This window comes from Pseudoalteromonas sp. J2K-J599 (assembly GCF_059295115.2).
On sequence record NZ_CM200271.1, the window covers coordinates 3,510,707 to 3,527,887 of the forward strand.

General features: G+C 40.3%; 15 protein-coding genes. 4 read left to right on the top strand and 11 right to left on the bottom strand.

Annotated features, from left to right (window positions below; translation table 11 throughout):
* Window positions 1-19 precede the first annotated feature (19 nt).
* The 3 genes from AC5NT5_RS15890 to AC5NT5_RS15900 form a co-directional block, all read right to left on the bottom strand.
* Complete coding sequence (locus AC5NT5_RS15890; protein ID WP_182672582.1) at window positions 20-637, bottom strand: LysE family translocator; 618 nt, start codon at window positions 635-637, stop codon at window positions 20-22.
* Window positions 638-820 (bottom strand): hypothetical protein, encoded by a 183-nt coding sequence (locus AC5NT5_RS15895; protein ID WP_126008475.1) that lies wholly within the window; start codon window positions 818-820, stop codon window positions 638-640.
* A gap of 180 nt (window positions 821-1,000) precedes the next feature.
* A complete protein-coding gene (locus AC5NT5_RS15900) occupies window positions 1,001-1,399 on the bottom strand; it encodes a DUF3224 domain-containing protein (RefSeq protein WP_182672581.1) in 399 nt (132 codons plus the stop codon).
* A gap of 89 nt (window positions 1,400-1,488) precedes the next feature.
* Here AC5NT5_RS15900 and AC5NT5_RS15905 point away from each other — a divergent pair, with 89 nt between their 5' ends.
* Window positions 1,489-3,267: an ABC transporter transmembrane domain-containing protein gene (locus tag AC5NT5_RS15905; protein WP_494514305.1), complete on the top strand. Its 1,779-nt coding sequence runs from the start codon at window positions 1,489-1,491 to the stop codon at window positions 3,265-3,267.
* Here the strand turns inward: AC5NT5_RS15905 and AC5NT5_RS15910 are convergent, their stop codons facing one another.
* Window positions 3,268-3,900: a YiaD family glycine zipper/OmpA-like lipoprotein gene (locus tag AC5NT5_RS15910; protein ID WP_002959537.1), complete on the bottom strand. Its 633-nt coding sequence runs from the start codon at window positions 3,898-3,900 to the stop codon at window positions 3,268-3,270.
* 190 nt (window positions 3,901-4,090) lie between these two features.
* Here AC5NT5_RS15910 and chrA point away from each other — a divergent pair, with 190 nt between their 5' ends.
* The gene (gene chrA / locus AC5NT5_RS15915; protein ID WP_494514333.1) at window positions 4,091-5,245 is read left to right on the top strand and encodes a chromate efflux transporter; all 1,155 of its coding nucleotides are present in this window, start codon (window positions 4,091-4,093) and stop codon (window positions 5,243-5,245) included.
* On the opposite strand, the gene AC5NT5_RS15920 is transcribed toward chrA, so the two are convergent.
* The 4 genes from AC5NT5_RS15920 to speA are packed head-to-tail and all read right to left on the bottom strand — an operon-like array spanning window position 5,202 to window position 10,223.
* On the bottom strand, window positions 5,202-6,461 hold the full coding sequence (locus AC5NT5_RS15920) for a mechanosensitive ion channel family protein (protein WP_002959539.1): 1,260 nt from the start codon (window positions 6,459-6,461) through the stop codon (window positions 5,202-5,204). The genes chrA and AC5NT5_RS15920 overlap by 44 nt on opposite strands.
* Window positions 6,458-7,378, bottom strand: coding sequence for a 1-acylglycerol-3-phosphate O-acyltransferase, YihG family (gene yihG / locus AC5NT5_RS15925; protein ID WP_165744197.1), 921 nt, complete (start codon window positions 7,376-7,378; stop codon window positions 6,458-6,460). The genes AC5NT5_RS15920 and yihG (AC5NT5_RS15925) overlap by 4 nt, the downstream gene beginning before the upstream one ends.
* Window positions 7,379-7,403: 25 nt before the next feature.
* The gene (yihG, locus tag AC5NT5_RS15930) at window positions 7,404-8,282 is read right to left on the bottom strand and encodes a 1-acylglycerol-3-phosphate O-acyltransferase, YihG family (RefSeq protein ID WP_182682750.1); all 879 of its coding nucleotides are present in this window, start codon (window positions 8,280-8,282) and stop codon (window positions 7,404-7,406) included.
* A 60-nt stretch (window positions 8,283-8,342) separates the two neighbouring features.
* Window positions 8,343-10,223, bottom strand: a complete 1,881-nt coding sequence (speA, locus tag AC5NT5_RS15935) for a biosynthetic arginine decarboxylase (RefSeq protein ID WP_002959544.1) — start codon at window positions 10,221-10,223, stop codon at window positions 8,343-8,345.
* 199 nt (window positions 10,224-10,422) lie between these two features.
* On the opposite strand from speA, the gene speE reads away from it, so the two are divergent.
* Window positions 10,423-11,286 carry a polyamine aminopropyltransferase gene (gene speE, locus AC5NT5_RS15940; RefSeq protein WP_008138747.1) on the top strand — a complete coding sequence of 288 codons (864 nt, stop codon included), beginning with the start codon at window positions 10,423-10,425 and terminating at the stop codon, window positions 11,284-11,286.
* Between the two features lie 180 nt (window positions 11,287-11,466).
* On the opposite strand, the gene AC5NT5_RS15945 is transcribed toward speE, so the two are convergent.
* The 3 genes from AC5NT5_RS15945 to AC5NT5_RS15955 all read right to left on the bottom strand — a co-directional run bounded on the left by AC5NT5_RS15945 (window position 11,467) and on the right by AC5NT5_RS15955 (window position 14,979).
* Window positions 11,467-13,068, bottom strand: a complete 1,602-nt coding sequence (locus tag AC5NT5_RS15945) for a methyl-accepting chemotaxis protein (RefSeq protein ID WP_494514306.1) — start codon at window positions 13,066-13,068, stop codon at window positions 11,467-11,469.
* Window positions 13,069-13,133: 65 nt separating this feature from the next.
* A complete protein-coding gene (locus tag AC5NT5_RS15950) occupies window positions 13,134-14,366 on the bottom strand; it encodes a hypothetical protein (RefSeq protein ID WP_494514307.1) in 1,233 nt (410 codons plus the stop codon).
* The gene (locus AC5NT5_RS15955; protein ID WP_494514308.1) at window positions 14,356-14,979 is read right to left on the bottom strand and encodes a cupredoxin domain-containing protein; all 624 of its coding nucleotides are present in this window, start codon (window positions 14,977-14,979) and stop codon (window positions 14,356-14,358) included. Before AC5NT5_RS15955 ends, AC5NT5_RS15950 begins: the two co-directional genes overlap by 11 nt.
* Before the next feature lie 158 nt (window positions 14,980-15,137).
* On the opposite strand from AC5NT5_RS15955, the gene AC5NT5_RS15960 reads away from it, so the two are divergent.
* Window positions 15,138-17,180 carry a glycoside hydrolase family 97 protein gene (locus AC5NT5_RS15960; RefSeq protein ID WP_494514309.1) on the top strand — a complete coding sequence of 681 codons (2,043 nt, stop codon included), beginning with the start codon at window positions 15,138-15,140 and terminating at the stop codon, window positions 17,178-17,180.
* The last annotated feature ends 1 nt before the right edge of the window (window position 17,181 follow it).

Consider the following 17,181-nt stretch of genomic DNA (forward strand, 5'->3'; position numbering starts at 1 on the left):
CCTACATTTGGAACGCTATTTAAAGGCTAAGCACCACTTTTATCGCAAGAGCAATAAATACGACTCCCAGTATTTTATCAAGCCACGGGTTTTGCTTGGTAAATCCAAAGCGGTTTTTTGAAACCTCGGTCAGTAACGCCACCAGCAAGTACCAACCGGTATCAATTACAAACACGGTTAAGCACATAATTATGCCCACACTTAAAGTAAGTAGCTGAGGGTCAATAAACTGTGAGAACAAGGCTAAAAAGAAAATAGCGAGCTTGGGGTTCAAAAAAGCAATGGCAAAACCATCTTGTAATGCTTTAGCTGCACTTACCTGACTTTTTTGTACTTCAAGTTCGTTATTGCTGGGTTTTGCTAGTAATATTTTTATACCTAAATACGCCAAATAGGCCGCACCTAAGTAAACAAGTATTTGATAAACAGTTGGAAACTGCATCATTAAAGCGCCTAACCCTAATAACGATGCACCTGCGTATAACCCAACACCGGTACCATGGCTGAGCGCGGCAAGCATTCCGTTTTTCATACTGCCGTTAAGTGAGTGCTTTAAAACCACCGCTAAACTTGGCCCTGGCGACATTGCTCCCATCATACAAATAGCCGCTAGGCTTAACCATACTGTAAATGTCATTTAAAGCTCGTCAGTTTCAATAAGTAATGTATAACCGTGCACTTGGCCATAAAAACCTGTCAATGGCACTGCGTTTATTACTTTCCAGCCATCTTGGTTTAATTCCTGTATGCGATCATTCAGTGCGGCTATATCTACGCCACCCAAAAAACGGGTCTTTCTAAATTCGATTACTTTTTGCATTTTAATCCTTGTGTATCTTATACCAATTCGCTTATTTAAGTGATCTTATTTGAGGACGGAAAAACGTGTTGATAGCTAGGCAAAAAATTCGCTATTTAGTTGTTCTAAATGAGAATTTTTTAACGCAGGTAGCGACACGTTTAGGCCCGCAAAATGATTAAGTAATATTGCGGATTGGTATTATAAGGTGTATTCAAAATCGTAGTAGTGAATCCCTTGCTCAATACGTATTTTCATACTGCCCGTTAACCCTTCTAGCTCATGAGTGCCTGAGTCGGGAATTACATTTAAAATTAGGCTGTCTTGGCCTTTATCCATAGTGCCAAAATGCTGCAGTACAAAACTGCCTTTTTTGCCGTCAAGCTCGCCTATTACTTGCTCTATGGCAACATAACCGGCACTGCCTTGTGTGGGTGTCATGGCGCTTAGCATTTCGCCTTGGCTGGTGGCATTTAAGCTACCTTTAAATGTTTTATCTATCGACATACGCCCTAAATTAACGCCGTTTTGGCCGCTTGCGTAACCTTCAATTGGGGCTAGATTTACATTCAATTCTCCACTTACGGTTGCAGTAGTCATAACGTTTCCTTATTGGCCAATATTTAATAGTATTGATTTTTATTATCTTAGTGCCATATCTATACCTTAACCTTTAAAAAGAATCCACTATGTCAAAAAAAAGCCCTAAGCCCGAAAAAGCCGCTTTTAGTAGTTTATTACCTATTTTTGCTTTTATTAAACCGTATAAATGGATGGTAGTAGCGGCGCTTGGCGCCCTATTAGTAACAGCAGGTGTTAACTTATCATTAGGGCAAGGGGTTAAGTTTGTCATAGATCATGGCTTTATAGCTGGCTCCCAAGCGCAGCTACAACAAGCTGTATTGGTGCTTATTGGTTTAATTAGTTTATTGGCCGTGGGCACCTTTAGCCGCTTTTATTTAATGTCGTGGATTGGCGAACGAGTCAGTAACGATATTCGCAAAGCCGTATTTAATCGCATTGTTACTTTGCACCCAAGCTACTTTGAAGAAAACCGCAGTGGCGAGCTTATGTCGCGTTTAACAACCGACACAACATTACTGCAATCAATTATTGGTTCATCATTTTCTATGGCGCTTCGCAGTGTACTTATGCTGGTTGGTGGACTTGCTATGCTGTTGTTTACTAATTTAAAACTTACTTTAGTAGTTGTTGCTTGTGTGCCGTTGGTATTAGTGCCGATGATGATATTTGGTAAAAAGGTGCGCAAACTTGCAAGCTCCAGCCAAGATGCCATAGCCGATATAAGCACCTATGCCGGCGAGATCATTCAAAATATTAAAGTTGTGCAAAGCTATAGCCACGAAGAGCAAGAGCAGCACGCTTTTGCTCTTGAAACCGAAAAAGCCTTTAATGTGGCTAAAAGCCGCATTAAGCAACGTTCGTTTTTAATTGCAGCGGTAATATTTTTAACTTTTAGCGCTATTAGCGCAATGCTGTGGGTCGGCGGCAGCGACGTATTAGCAGGTACCATGACTGGCGGTGAGCTAGGAGCCTTTGTGTTTTACGCTATTATGGTGGCAATGTCGGTGGCAACCGTTGCTGAAGTATATGGCGAACTACAACGCGCAGCAGGCGCAGCTGCAAGATTACTTGAGTTACTTGCTGTTAAAAGTGAGATAGAAAACCCACTAAATCCACAAGATAGTAACTTACTAAAAAATAGTAACAGCCCTGCTATTACGCTTGAGAATATAAGCTTTAACTACCCTTCTCGCCCAGACGTAAGCGCACTTAATAAAATAAGTTTAAATATACTTCAAGGCCAAACTGTGGCTATTGTTGGCCCTTCTGGCGCAGGTAAAACAACCTTATTTGAATTACTACAGCGCTTTTACGATCCGGCTAGCGGAGCCATTAAATTTAAAGATATAAACATTAAAGAATTATCGCTTAATACCCTCAGAGGTAAAATGGGTATGGTCGCGCAAAACCCTATCTTGTTTAGCTCCGATGTAATGCATAACATTCGCTACGGCAACCCAAAAGCAAGTGACGAGCAAGTATATGCCGCTGCCAAACATGCTCATGCAGATGAATTTATTAAACAATTACCGCAAGGTTATAACAGTTTTTTAGGTGAGCAAGGTGTGCGGTTATCGGGGGGGCAAAAGCAACGTATTGTGCTTGCGCGTGCCATACTAAAAGACCCTGAAATACTCCTTCTTGATGAAGCCACCAGCGCACTCGATGCTCAAAGTGAGCACCATGTACAAGCAGCGCTTGAGCATTTAATGCAAAACCGCACCACGCTTATTATTGCCCATAGACTAGCAACGGTTAAACATGCCGATGTGATTGTGGTAATGGAAAATGGAGAGATTATAGCAACGGGTACCCACCAAGAATTAGTAGCAAGTAACCCGTTGTATCAAAAACTGTGTGAATTACAGTTTAATAAAGGCTAATTATTCTTCAGTGTTTGGTACTATTTGAATTTCTACACGGCGGTTTTGAGCACGGCCATTTGCACTATCGTTAGTCGCAATTGGACGTGTTTCGCCATAACCCATAGTACTTACACGCTCAGCCATGATTTGCTGGTTCACTAAGTAGTTTTTAACGCTTTGAGCACGTTCACGCGATAGGTTCATGTTGTAGCTGTCTTTACCTGTGCTATCTGTATGGCCTTCAATACTTAGGTACGTTTTTTCGTATTTGTTCATCACTTTAGCAATAGCATCTAAGGTATCGTTAAAGCCAGACGAAATATAAGATTGGTCGGTCGCAAACGTAATATTAGATGGCATAACTAAACGCAAGTTATCGCCTTCACGTACAACTTCAACACCAGAGCCTGCAAGTTCATCACGAAATGCTTCTTCTTGCTTATCCATGTAGTTACCCACTGCAGCGCCAGCTAGTGCGCCGATAGCAGCGCCTATAAAAATACGCTTATCTTTATGGTTACTTGTTGCTTTACCTAATACGCCACCCGCTGCTGCGCCAATAGCCGCACCTTTACCAGTGTTATTCATTTCACAACCAGAAAGTAATACAGCTACTACGGTTACGCTTAAAAGTGATTTAGTTAAAGTCATGGTGATACCCTATTCATTAAGAATTTAGCAAGAGTATGCAAATACATGTATGAACAAACTATGAAGAGAGTGTTAAAAGCAGCGCATCTTGCTTGATTGTTAAACAGACCTCAAACTAATGTGCCGTTTTAATAAAAATGTCATACTACGCTGTGACAATTTAATGAATTTTACAAAGGATCTTGGCGCAATGTTAATTGCTATTTTTAGACAATTTTTTTTACTAGGGTGCATGAGTTTTGGTGGCCCCACTGCGCATTTAGGCTATTTTAAGCGCCACTTTGTAGACTCGTTAAATTGGCTAACTAACACCCGTTACGCACAACTTATTAGTTTAAGCCAAGCATTACCAGGGCCAGGCTCTAGCCAAGTTAGTTTTGCTATTGGTGTTGAGCGTGCAGGAGTACTGGGTGGTATAGCTGCTTTTGTAGGCTTTACCTTGCCTTCGTTTTTAATAATGGTGCTGCTTGCGGTTAGTGCCCATCAGTTTGACGCTGTTTACTTTGCAATTATTGCAGGCTTAAAGTTATTTGCCGTTGTTATAGTCGCGGATGCAACACTTAGTATGGCTAAAAGCTTTTGTACAAGTGCTGCGCTTAAGTTACTTGCGATAATGAGTACACTTGCCTTGGTGTTATTTCCAATGATGGGAACTCAAATAGCGATTTTAATCACCGCTGCAACAATAGGTGCTATATGGCCTTTATTAAAACTTGGCACAGTAGCAGACGATGTTAGCAGTAAAAACAGTAATATTAATTGGATTGCACTGGGGTTATTTGCACTCTTACTTGGGGTTAGCTTTATTCCACTAGGGCATGAGTTTGCTTTGTTTACCCCTTTTTACCAAGCGGGTGCAATGGTGTTTGGCGGCGGACACGTAGTACTGCCGGTACTTCAAGCTGGCGTACCAGCATTGAGTGATGATCAGTTTTTAAGTGCTTACGCGAGTGCACAGGCAGTGCCAGGGCCTATGTTTACTATTGCTACTTACTTAGGCGCACAACTTACTACTGAGCAACCTTTAGTGGGTGCCCTTATAGCTACACTGCTTATATTTATGCCTGGTTTTTTACTTATACTGGCGTTCCAGAAGAGTTGGATTAACTTGGCAAGTAAGCCGCGTTTTGCAAGTTCAATAGCGGCGCTTAATGCAGCGGTAGTCGGTTTTTTAGCGGCCGCATTGTATTCACCAATTTGGACATCGGCTGTGCATAACCTTTGGCAGGTTGCGTTAGTAATAATTACATTTGCATGGCTGCGATTTAAAAAGCCACCTATTTGGTGGCTCTTAGCTTTATTTATTGCTGTGGGTCTTTTGCAGCACTATTTGCCATCACTCTAAATGTTGGCTTATCTGTTTGTTGCTCGTTAGGAGGGCTTAATTGCCCACTAACACTTTGATATGCCCTAAGCCCAAACACTGGCAATACTGCAAGTAAATGGTCCATTATTTCGGCTTGTAGATGCTCGTACGAAATCCAGCGTTTGTCTTCACTAAAGCAATAAAACTCAATCGGTAACCCGTGGTTCATTGGTTGTAGCTCTCGTACCATTAACGTAAGCGACGTATTAATTTTACTGTGCTGCTTTAAATAGCCCTCAGCATAACGACGAAACAGCCCTAAATTAGAAACCTGAGCGGGTAGTGTCGTCACTCGAATGTAATCATGCAACGGAATAGCCGCATCTATTTGTTTTCTAAATTCGTCACTTACTAAACAAATACTGTGCATATCTATATTAAGTGAACGTTTAATACGTCTACCGCCCGACTCTTGCATACCACGCCAGTTTTTAAACGAACCCGCAACTAGCATATAAGTTGGAATAGTTGTTATGGTGTTATCCCAGTTACGTACCTTTACAGTGTTTAAACCCAAATCAATTACTTCGCCATCGGCGCCGTAGTTTTCTACTTGAATCCAATCACCATAGGTTACTAGGCGATTTGCTGCGATTTGAATACTCGCTACAAAGCCTAAAATAGTGTCTTTAAATACTAATAACGTAACAGCTGCAATAGCACCAAAGCCAGAGAGAATATAAGTGGGAGATTTCTCAAGGAAAATACTTACAATTAAAATAGCACACACAATAAAGGTGATTAGCTTAACAACCTGAATTAAGCCCTGAATAGGGACTTCGCGTGCAAACTCCAATTGGTTATAAATAGAACCCGCAATACTTACAATACTGCTAAAAATAAAACCTACATGAATAATTAGTATGGCTTGGCCAACCGTTTTCAAAATTTCAGCGGTCAGCTCATTAACCGGATAAACACTGTCAAAGGTCGCCAAAAATAATACGCAGCAAAGCATACCTGCAATACGTCTATTAAGCTTATTAAGCATAGGCGACAACGAACCAATACGTTGAGGCGAAAGCTTAGTTACCACTTTTTGAATGCCTGGTAACATTAACCTACGAGTAAATAAGTAAACAATTAATAAAGAAAAAATCCCTATTGAAACTGCGGTAATAGAACTAAGAAAATCCGCATCGGGTACTTTTTCAAACCAAGGAGCGATTAACTCCTGTAGGTGGGTATTGGTCATAGTGTTTCAATTTCCTTACTGATTTGTGGTTCAGGTAAATCTTGTTGAGCATAAATATCGGCAAGCTGCTGATCTTTCGCAACCCATAGCTCATTCACATAATGTTGAAAATTAGCTTTAAATACGTCATCGGTTTGATAGCTGCCCTGCATATTGTCATTAATGGGCGTTACGTCTATTGAAACATAAATAGAATCTAGCTCGCCTTTGAGTAAGTTCCGACAAACGTGATCTGTTTTACCGCTATACACTAAACTTGTATTTAGCATGGCATCAAATTGGTTGGCTAGCACTTCAAGCGCAAAAGCAATGCCACCCGCTTTGGGTTTTAATAAGTGCTTAAAAGGACTTTGCTGCAGATTATGCTTAGCTGGCGTAAAGCGTGTGCCTTCAACAAAATTAACGATGGTAGTAGGATAGTGACGAAAATTGCGACAGCTGTGCTTTGTGCGCTCTACATCCAACCCTTTCAATTTTGGGTTTTTAGCAAGCTGTGCTTTGCTTACCCGTTTCATAAACGGCATACCCATAGCCCACGCACCAGTGCCAATAAAAGGCACGTATTTTAATTCATCTTTTAAAAAAAACTTAGGGGCTGGTAATGCATGTAATGAGCTAAGCACAGTTATATCTAACCAACTCGTGTGATTACATATAAGTAAATACCAACTTTTTGAATTTAAATCGCCACTTATATCAACCATAATATTAGGACAACCTAACCACAAGCCAAACCGATTGCCATTGCACCACCCTCGATAAGCGCTGTGCAATAAAGAGTTAACAACAGACAAAGGCAGTAATAACTTAATAAGCCCTAGTACAAATACTAGTGAGCCAAAAAGCATTACATTAGAAAACAATACGCAGCCCACAATTAAGCCGTTAAGCCAATTTGGTAACCACTTTTTTAGCATAACTGTAAGCTCATATTTTTGCCTTTTATTTGGGGTGTTTTTCGAGCGATTGTAATGTTTGCTCTTTATTTTCCCATAAACGATTTAGCTCGCTTTGAAAGCGTACTCTAAATTCAGAATCGCCGGTGTAGTCACCAATAAGCTCTTCGCTTACAGGCCTTACATCCACGTGTACGTTGATATTTTTTACCTTACCACCTGCAAAATCCATGAATGTAGGAATCCCATCAGGGTAATGAATGGTAACGTTAACCACTTTAGTAATTTGCTCGCCCATTGCTTGCATTACAAAAGCAATACCGCCCGCTTTTGGTTTTAATAAATGTGGAAACGGACTATTTTGGCGCGCGTGCTTTTGTGTAGTAAAACGAGTGCCTTCTACAAAGTTAACCACACTTACTGGCATCTCTTTAAATTTTTCGCAGGCTTTACGCGTGGTTTCTAAGTCTTTGCCACGCAGCTTTGGATTCTTTTTTAATTGGCTTTTACTCGTGCGAGTCATAAACGGAAAATCAAGCGCCCACCAACACAAACCTAGAATAGGCACGTAAATAAGCTCTTTTTTCAAAAAGAAGTTTAAAAATGGAATTTTACGGTTAAACACGCGCTGCAATACTAAAATATCGACCCAGCTTTGGTGATTTGCAATTACTAGGTACCAATCCTTTAGCTTAAGGTCTTCAAGGCCAGTTACATTAAGTTTAGTTGGCGTAAATAACTTTTGATTTAAACTATTAAAGGTCACCCAAATAGTTGCAAATTGCTTTGCAGCCCAGCTCATAATCTTTTGTAAAGGCTTAATAGGTATAAGCTTTATAAGCCCACAAATAAAAATAGGCACAAACCAAAAAAGTGTGTTTATTGTGTAAAAAATAATACTGAATACACCGCGAATAACTGACATTACTTCCATTCCTTTAAACATTGCGCAGCCACTAATACTGCGCTTTCAGTTGCTTACAAATTAATCTTCAAAATAGGTATAGCCTTCAAGGCCTGCATTAAGCTCAGCTAAATAACCTTCTTTACACTGCGCTGATACATCAAGTTTATTAACTTGGTACGCAAAGTTGTCAGCTAAAATGGCGCTATCATAGTCAACAAACTTTAATACATCCTTAACGCTATCACCTTTTATAGCATTGGTTAACACATAACCTTCATCGTTAAGCTCTACGTGCACTGAATCAGTGTCACCAAATAGGTTATGTAAATCACCTAAAATTTCTTGATATGCACCCACCATAAACATAGCAATGTGGTATTGCTCGCCGTGTTTATATTCTGGTATTGGTAGGCTGGTTTCGATACCAGCGCCTTCAACATATTCGCGGATTTGACCGTCAGAGTCACAGGTAATATCTTGAATAATCGCGCGCTGAGTCAATGGTTGAGTTAAGTTCTCGATTGGCATAACCGGAAACAACTGCTGAATACCCCATACATCAGGCAATGACTGAAATAATGAAAAGTTAACAAAGAGTTTATCTGCAAGCTTTTCGTTTAAATCGTCGAGTACTTCACGGTGTGCGCGCGCGTTATTACTAAGCGATGCACGCACACGATGTAAAATAGTAAAGTAAAGCTGCTCTATTTTCGCCCACTCTAACATGCTTACTAAGCCATGCACGTACTGATCGTGCGCTTCGCTAAATAAGTGCATAGCGTCGTGATAAATCTCAAGTGCCATACGCGGGTTTAAACGCTGTAAACACTGCCACATTTCATCAAGCACTAACGCGCTATTTTCAAGCGGTGGCTCTGGATTTAAATGATTGGGCGCTTTTTCTACGTCAATTACATCGGTAATTAATACCGCATGGTGAGCGGTTAAAGCGCGCCCCGATTCGGTGATAATGGCCGGATGCGTAAGGTTATGCTGATCGCACACTTCTGCAAATGCATTCACTACATTACGCGCATACTCTTCTACGGTGTAATTCATTGAACAAGCACTACGCGAGCCAGAGCCCTCGTAATCAACGCCTAAGCCGCCGCCCACATCAACGGTATTTAACGGTACGTTTAATTGTGTAAGCTCAGCAAAGTGGCGTGCACATTCACGTAAAGCACGGTGAATATCACGAATGTTGGCAATTTGAGAACCAATATGAAAATGCACCATTTGCATTAAGTGCAGCTTATTATGCTTTTTCAGCACTTCAACAGCACTTAGTACTTGGCCTGCCGTTAAACCAAACTTGCCTTTTTCGCCGCCCGTGTTTTGCCACTTGCCTTTGCCTACTGAATTTAGGCGAATACGAATACCAATAGCAGGTTCAATGCCTAGGTTGTCTATTTCTTCAAGTAGTGTGGTTAGTTCTGAAAGCTTCTCTACCACAATTTTTACGCTGTGGCCCATTGCTTGACCAATACATGCTAAGCGTAAAAACTCACTGTCTTTATAGCCGTTACACACTATTGTGATTGGCTCTTTTGCTACGCCCAAAATAGCCATAAGTTCTGGCTTGGAGCCTGCTTCTAGGCCAACAAGCCCGCTTGGATGCGCTAATAGCTTACTTACTACAGAACGTTGCTGATTTACTTTTATTGGGTAAACACAGGTGTATTTTCCGTTATATTCACGATTTGCTCGCGCTTGCGTAAACGCGTTAGTAAGGGTGTCTACACGATTTTTTAAAATATCAGTAAAGCGTACTAAAACCGGCAACGTTAAACCTTGTTGCTTAAACTGCTCAGTTAATTGCGTTAAAGAAATGGCCGGTTTTGTTTGGTCGCCATCTGGGTAAGCCACCAGTTCGCCTTGTGCGTTAATATCAAAATAACCATCACTCCAATGAGCAACGTTATAAGTGGCGCGTGCTGTTTCTAAACCCCAGGTCATGGCAACTCTTCTTTAGTCAATTAGGTATAAAGGCGCATTTTAATACGTCACTATCCACTAGGCTAACAAAAATTGAACTTTCACTCACTCCTAACTAACTTTATTCGTCAAATCAGTTAAAATGTCATTGAGCAAAACGCCAAGCACTGGCAGAATTGCCCCTTTTTCATACTCAACCTAAAAAAGTGTAATAGTAACTATGGCAAATTTAGATCAAAGTAAGTGGTTTACTGAAATTAGCGACCGCGATGGCAGCGCATTTTCATTACGTATTAATAAAAAGTTAGATGAAAAACAGTCTCCTTTTCAAAAGGTAGAAATGTTTGAAACCACAGACTTTGGTAATTTAATGATCATCGACGGGTGTACTATGGTAACAACCCGCGAAAACTTCTTTTATCATGAGATGATCAGCCACCCTGCACTTTTAGCGCACCCAAACCCTAAAAACGTCGTTATTATTGGCGGCGGCGACTGCGGAACTTTACGCGAAGTATTAAAACACCCAGGCGTAGAAACTGTAACGCAAATAGATATAGACGAAGTAGTAACGCAAATGTCGTTAAAATACTTCCCAGAGCTTTGTGAATCTAACAACGACGCCCGTGCAACGGTTATGTTTGACGACGGTATTAAATACATGCGCGAAGCCGCTGGCGAATCTATCGACGTGGTTATTGTTGATGGCACCGATCCGGTGGGTCCAGGTGAAGGTTTATTTAATCATGCGTTTTACACAAGCTGTTTAGATGCACTGCGCCCAGGTGGTATTTTAGTACAACAAAGCGAATCACCTCTTATGCATATGCCATTATTAGTTGAAATGCGCGAAGCAATGCTAAGCGTAGGCTTTAACGATTTACAAACACTGCCATTCCCGCAACCAATTTACCCAAGCGGCTTATGGTCAGTAACACTTGCGCGTAAATCACAAGCATTTGACGGTTTTAGAGAAGACGGCGCAGCACAAATAGCTGAGCAAAGTGAATACTACAACAGCGGTATTCATCATGGTGCACTCGCTACACCTAACTACATGAAACGCGCTTTTGATAAAAAGTAATACTAATGCACTTTAGGCTTTGTTGACTTTCCAGGGTTAAAATTGCATTAAAAAAGGGACTTTTAAAGTCCCTTTTTATTTTTATAATGACGATTCAAGCTGAACTCTAGCTAGCAAATAATATAAGTACAATTATATTTCAAAACCTTAAAGAGTTATCTAACCCGATAATCAGCTTATTTAAACTTTAAATCGATGCACTAAGTGATTTAGCTCATCTGTCAATTGTTCCATGTTTTTAGATACATCTTCAGTAGTTCGAGCAAGCGCTCCCCCTTCTAAAGTTTGATCGTTTAATGATGATAGGTTTTGACTTATTTCATCTGCAACCGTTGTCTGCTCTTCAGTCGCTTGCGCTGTTTGCATCGCCATATCATTTACTTTAGTAGACGAGCTTTGCATTGCATTAAGCACATCATTAGTTTGACTAAACGAGCCAACCGCATCATCTGCAAATTGCTTACCTTCATCTATCGCTTTAATTGATTGTTCTACGCTCGTTGCAAATTGCTCTATCATTTTTTGAATATCGTTTGTGCTTACTTGCGTGCGTGTAGCCAATGTTCTTACTTCATCTGCTACCACAGCAAAACCTCTGCCATATTCACCAGCTCGCGCGGCTTCAATAGCAGCATTAAGCGCCAGCAGATTTGTTTGCTCTGCAATTGCACGAATAACCTCAAGTACTTTGGCAATGTTATCAGAACTTTGTTGTAGTTCTGTAGAGCGCGCCATAGCTTGCTCCATATTTTGCGACAAAGAAATAATACGAGAACTAGAGTGCGCAACCGCTGTTAGTCCTTGCTGAGCTAAATTTAACGATTTATCAGCTTCTGTTGATGATTGCTGAGCAACACCTGCAACTTCTCTACTTGCTACACTCATCTCATGCACTGCACTTACTATTGACTCAGAGGCTTGGCTGAGCGTTTGATTTACAGCATTGTTTTTATTTGCAACCTGACTTAACTCAGCTCCTAATTCACTTAGCTCTTTTGATTGCTCTAAAATATCGCGAATTAATTGCTGTAAGTTGTCGAGAAATCGATTGAACTGCGTTGCAAGTTCAGAAAACTCATCTTTAGACGTTATAGCGATCCTGCCAGTTAAATCGCCATCACCAGAGGCTATATCGTTAATACGAGAAGTTACATAGTTAATTTGCTGTGTTAATTGCTTAGGAATAAGGTAACTAAACCAACACGCCACTAATAAAATTAATATGACAAAAATAAGCATAGTTAACTTAGTTGAAGCAATTGTGTCTGATAGTTTTTGAACTTCTTCAACCGATGTTTGCTCTGCTAATTCACCAGCTTGATCAAGCGTAGCTCTTAATTCGTCAAATGCTTTTTCTGATTGAGACTGTTTTTTTAGATTTGTTTTATCATTCATATAGGCCAGTGAAGCGTTTAACCAAGTATTATAAGCACCATCAAAACCGCGAAGCCCATTTATAGCTTTTGGATAATCCGATAACAAAGTTAAGTACTGCTCTAACCTTTGTGTTACTTGCTCGGCATTTTCTTTATGCTTTTGCAAATAAGCTTCTTTATTGTCGTTATGTGCGACTAAATTTAACTCAGCAACCTTTGCTTGATACAAATCCCTGTCGGCACTCAAAGCAAGAGACACAGCCTTAATAAATTTATCGGATTGCACATCTAATGCATTTTTTTGTAAGTTAATTAAGTATGAATACCCAATAATTAACGACAAGATAGCAATACCTAAAATAACAATAGGAAAAGAGACTTTGACGCGGATACTATTCAAATTCATTAATTACTCCAAAAAAAACCATATTTAATACCTACCTTTTTGATAATAAATCTAGTTTATAAAACCTAAAATCGCCATTGAGCGTTTAGCATTATTTGCTGCTGCGAGATTCGTTCATTAAATCCAATTGGCTCTCTATTTTTTGCAACACTTTTAAGTGCAGAACCTTCAACCCCTATTTGTAGTTTATTAGTGAGCTGGTAGCGCCATGTTGCGGTTAAACCTTCTCCATTGCTTGCATTAGGATCAAACGCAGTAGTGTCGTTATCTGTCACTTTAAAGTAATCGTAGCGTACAGAAACTCGATGCTTGCCTTCTTTATGGCTTAACATTAAATAATGGCTGTAAAAGGCATTATCTATTAAAGCATTAGCGCCCATTTCGGTTTTACCATTAAGTACCTGTGCTATAAAGCGGGTTTTATTATTACACTTATAAAGCCAAGCGGCGCTTGTAAAGCGAGTATCCCAAGCATACTGCCCTGTACTAATATTAAGTGTGGTTGGGTCACCGTTATTGTTGTAATAATAAATTCGAAATTGTGATTTTTTTAAGTAATCCCAGTGTACGCCAGCGTAATAGCCAAAACGTCCGTCTACTTCTTCAAACGGTAAAACCTGATTAGCTTGCCAGCGTAATTCATACGTATTTAATGCCGCTACAGGCGCAAATTTAACACTTTCGTTAAATGTAGTTTGCCTATCGTGTAATGCAAAACCACGCCAAGCAAGTAAAGTACCGGCAGGGTCATTGCCTTTAAATGTAGCACCTACAAAACTAAAGCTATGAGCGCTGTTAAAACGTTTTGCTGGGCGCTTAATAGTTACCTCTGCGCCAACAGTGCGTACTTCCTCGCCTATCCAGCTATTAATAGCTGAGTTTGTATAGTTATAAGGAGAAGTCCATCCTATATCAGGGTTTTCAAGCGACATAAGTGGATAAAAGCCCCCTACACGCACATGCCATTTATAGTTGCTGTTAGATAGCGGCTGATACTTTATATAAGCTTGCGTAAAACCAAGGCCAACGTCAGGATCTTGATTCGCATTTAACACCCCATGAGCCGACCAACTAGATGCTAAATCAACATTAAAATCTAAAATACCTTGGGATAAAATAAGTTCGTCGCTTTTAGTATCGTGCCGATATAGCCCAAGGCCGCCCTCTTGGAAGCTACGTATATCGTCCCCCTGCACGGCTCTAATTTGTATCAAGCCTTTTACTTGTGCATACAATGCATTACTAAAACATAAAGCACCGGCTAAAAATGCCAGCCTCATTAAGCGATTAATAGTCATCAAATTCATCCGTAGCAAAGTCAATTTGCTCCGCAATTTCCTGCTTTACTTTATAAGTGATCGGGTTAGTAGCCACAGTAATAGTTTGAGATTCAACCTTACTAATATCACTAAACCCAGAATGCCAAACACTTAACGTGTATTCGCCTACATTGGCATTTAAATCAACATGACCATTTTCATCAGTGATTGCAAAAATAGTACTATCGACCACCACAATATAACCTAACATCCAATCATGAATATTACAGCCAAGCTCAACAACCCCTGTTTGATCAAAAGTAATGGGCGCTTTTGGGTGCTCCTTATATAGCTTTAATTCAAATGTTTTAGCTTTAGAAAATGAATAAACATGATGCATGATTGAGTCCGCATTCGGAAACTCTACCTTTGCATTTTGTGAGACAACTAAAATACGCGGCTTAAATTCTCGATTTTGCTGGGTCATCGCATAAGGTGCTTCTGGAGGAATAACGCTAGAGGAATCTCCTGCAGTTAGCCACACAACAGCATTAGGTAATGGGCCATTATTAGCATTTTTAATTGTAATATTTGCTGCAAAAACTCCAGTACTAGCACTTAGTAAAAATACACAAAGTAAGCTTTTTATCATTTTCTTGTCGCTATTATCAATTTGTTTACATTATAGACCGATTAAGCCACCAAATTCTTTCTATTTTTTAAAACATTGAATACGTATGTAGGCAGTCGTATTAATCATCAACAGTCATTATCCTTAAATGTCACCACCGACTCATCTAAGGACACACCATGAGAATCCCTGCACTTGTGCTTTTAGCCTTTGCTAGTAATAGCTACGGACAAACTGTAGAGCTAAAATCGCCAGACACACAAATAACAGTAAGCATCTCTGACGAAAACAACACGCCAAGCTACGCAATAAAATTTAAAAACAAAGCGGTTATAAACAAATCTTTACTGGGGTTTGAATTTAAAACACAAGCAGCTTTTAGCGATGGCTTTAAAATTAAAAGCATTGAACAACAAAGCGTTAACTCGCAGTGGCAACAACCTTGGGGCGAACGCCAAAACGTTGTTGACGAATATAACGAAGTGGCCGTTACCTTTACAAAAAACGAGCCAAATAAAGGTACCTACACTATTCGATTTAAAGCATTTGATAGTGGTGTAGGTTTTAGATACGAAGTACCACAACAAGCCGGCTTCGAACATACAGAAATAACCAAAGAGTTAACTGAATTTGCAATAAACAATAGCCATGATGCAACAGCATGGTGGATACCTGCTCGTGGCTGGAACCGCTACGAATATGTTTATAACACCACCGCGCTTAACGAAGCTCCACTAGCTCACACACCATTTACGTTTAAAACAAGTGACGGTACTCATATTAGTATTCATGAAGCTGCTCTTGTTGATTACGCGGGTATGGTGCTTAATCAGCGCCGTCCAGGCACATTTACAGCCGACTTAACCCCTTGGTCAGATGGTATTGCCGTTAAAAAGCAAGGCGCTTTTAAAACACCATGGCGCACCATTCAAATAGCCGACAGCGCTGTTGGCCTAGTTAATTCAGATATAATACTAAATTTAAACGAGCCTAATAAACTCGGTGACGTGTCGTGGGTTAAACCTGGCAAATACGTCGGTATTTGGTGGGGTATGCATATAAACACGCAAACTTGGGGTAGCGGTAAAAAACACGGCGCCACTACGCAAACCACAAAATACTATATGGATTTTGCAGCGCAGTATGGTTTTGATGGCGTACTCGTTGAAGGCTGGAATATTGGCTGGGATGGCGATTGGTACTTTAATGGCGATGTATTTAACTTTACCAAACCGTACGATGATTTTGATATAGCAGCGCTGACTCAATACGGCAAAGAAAAAGGTGTACAGCTCATTGGCCATCACGAAACATCAGGCAATGTAAGCAACTACCGAGACCAAATGGAAGATGCCTTTACACTTTACGAAAAATCAAACGTCAGCCAAGTAAAAACAGGTTATGTAGCCGATGGCGGAAATATAAAACGTATAGACAAAAACGGTATTGCTCGCCACGAATGGCATGACGGCCAGTTTATGGTTAACGAATACCTTTATAACGTAAAACTTGCAGCTAAACATAAAATTAGCATTAATACTCACGAGCCAATTAAAGATACAGGCCTGCGCCGTACTTATCCAAACTGGATTGCGCGCGAAGGCGCACGCGGACAAGAATACAATGCATGGGGTTCACCACCTAATCCACCAGAGCATGTACCAATGCTTGCTTTTACCCGCATGCTTGCAGGACCAATGGACTTTACGCCAGGTATTTTTGATATGAGCTTTAATGGTTTAGGAGGCGATACAAACCGCCCACAAACTACACTTGCCAAACAACTCGCACTTTATGTTGTTTTGTATAGCCCAATTCAAATGGCTGCCGACTTACCTAAAAACTATTTGGCTAAGCCCGATGCGTTTCAATTCATTCAGGACGTACCAACAGATTGGCAGCAAAGTATTGCTATTGATGGTGAAGTAGGCGACTTTATTGTATTCGCTCGTAAAGAACGTAAAAGCACTAAATACTCAGGAAACGATTGGTACCTAGGTGCTGTTACTGACGAGAAAGCCAGAACAATTGAGGTGAAACTCGACTTTTTAGAGCAGGGCAAAAAGTTTGAAGCGCAAATTTATAAAGATGGTAAAAACGCAGAGTGGAAAAACAATCCGTACGATATAGCTATCGAAAAACGAATTGTAACTGCAAACGATAAACTAACGCTTAAACTGGCCACCAGTGGCGGTACCGCTATTCGCTTTAAAGCACTTTAAT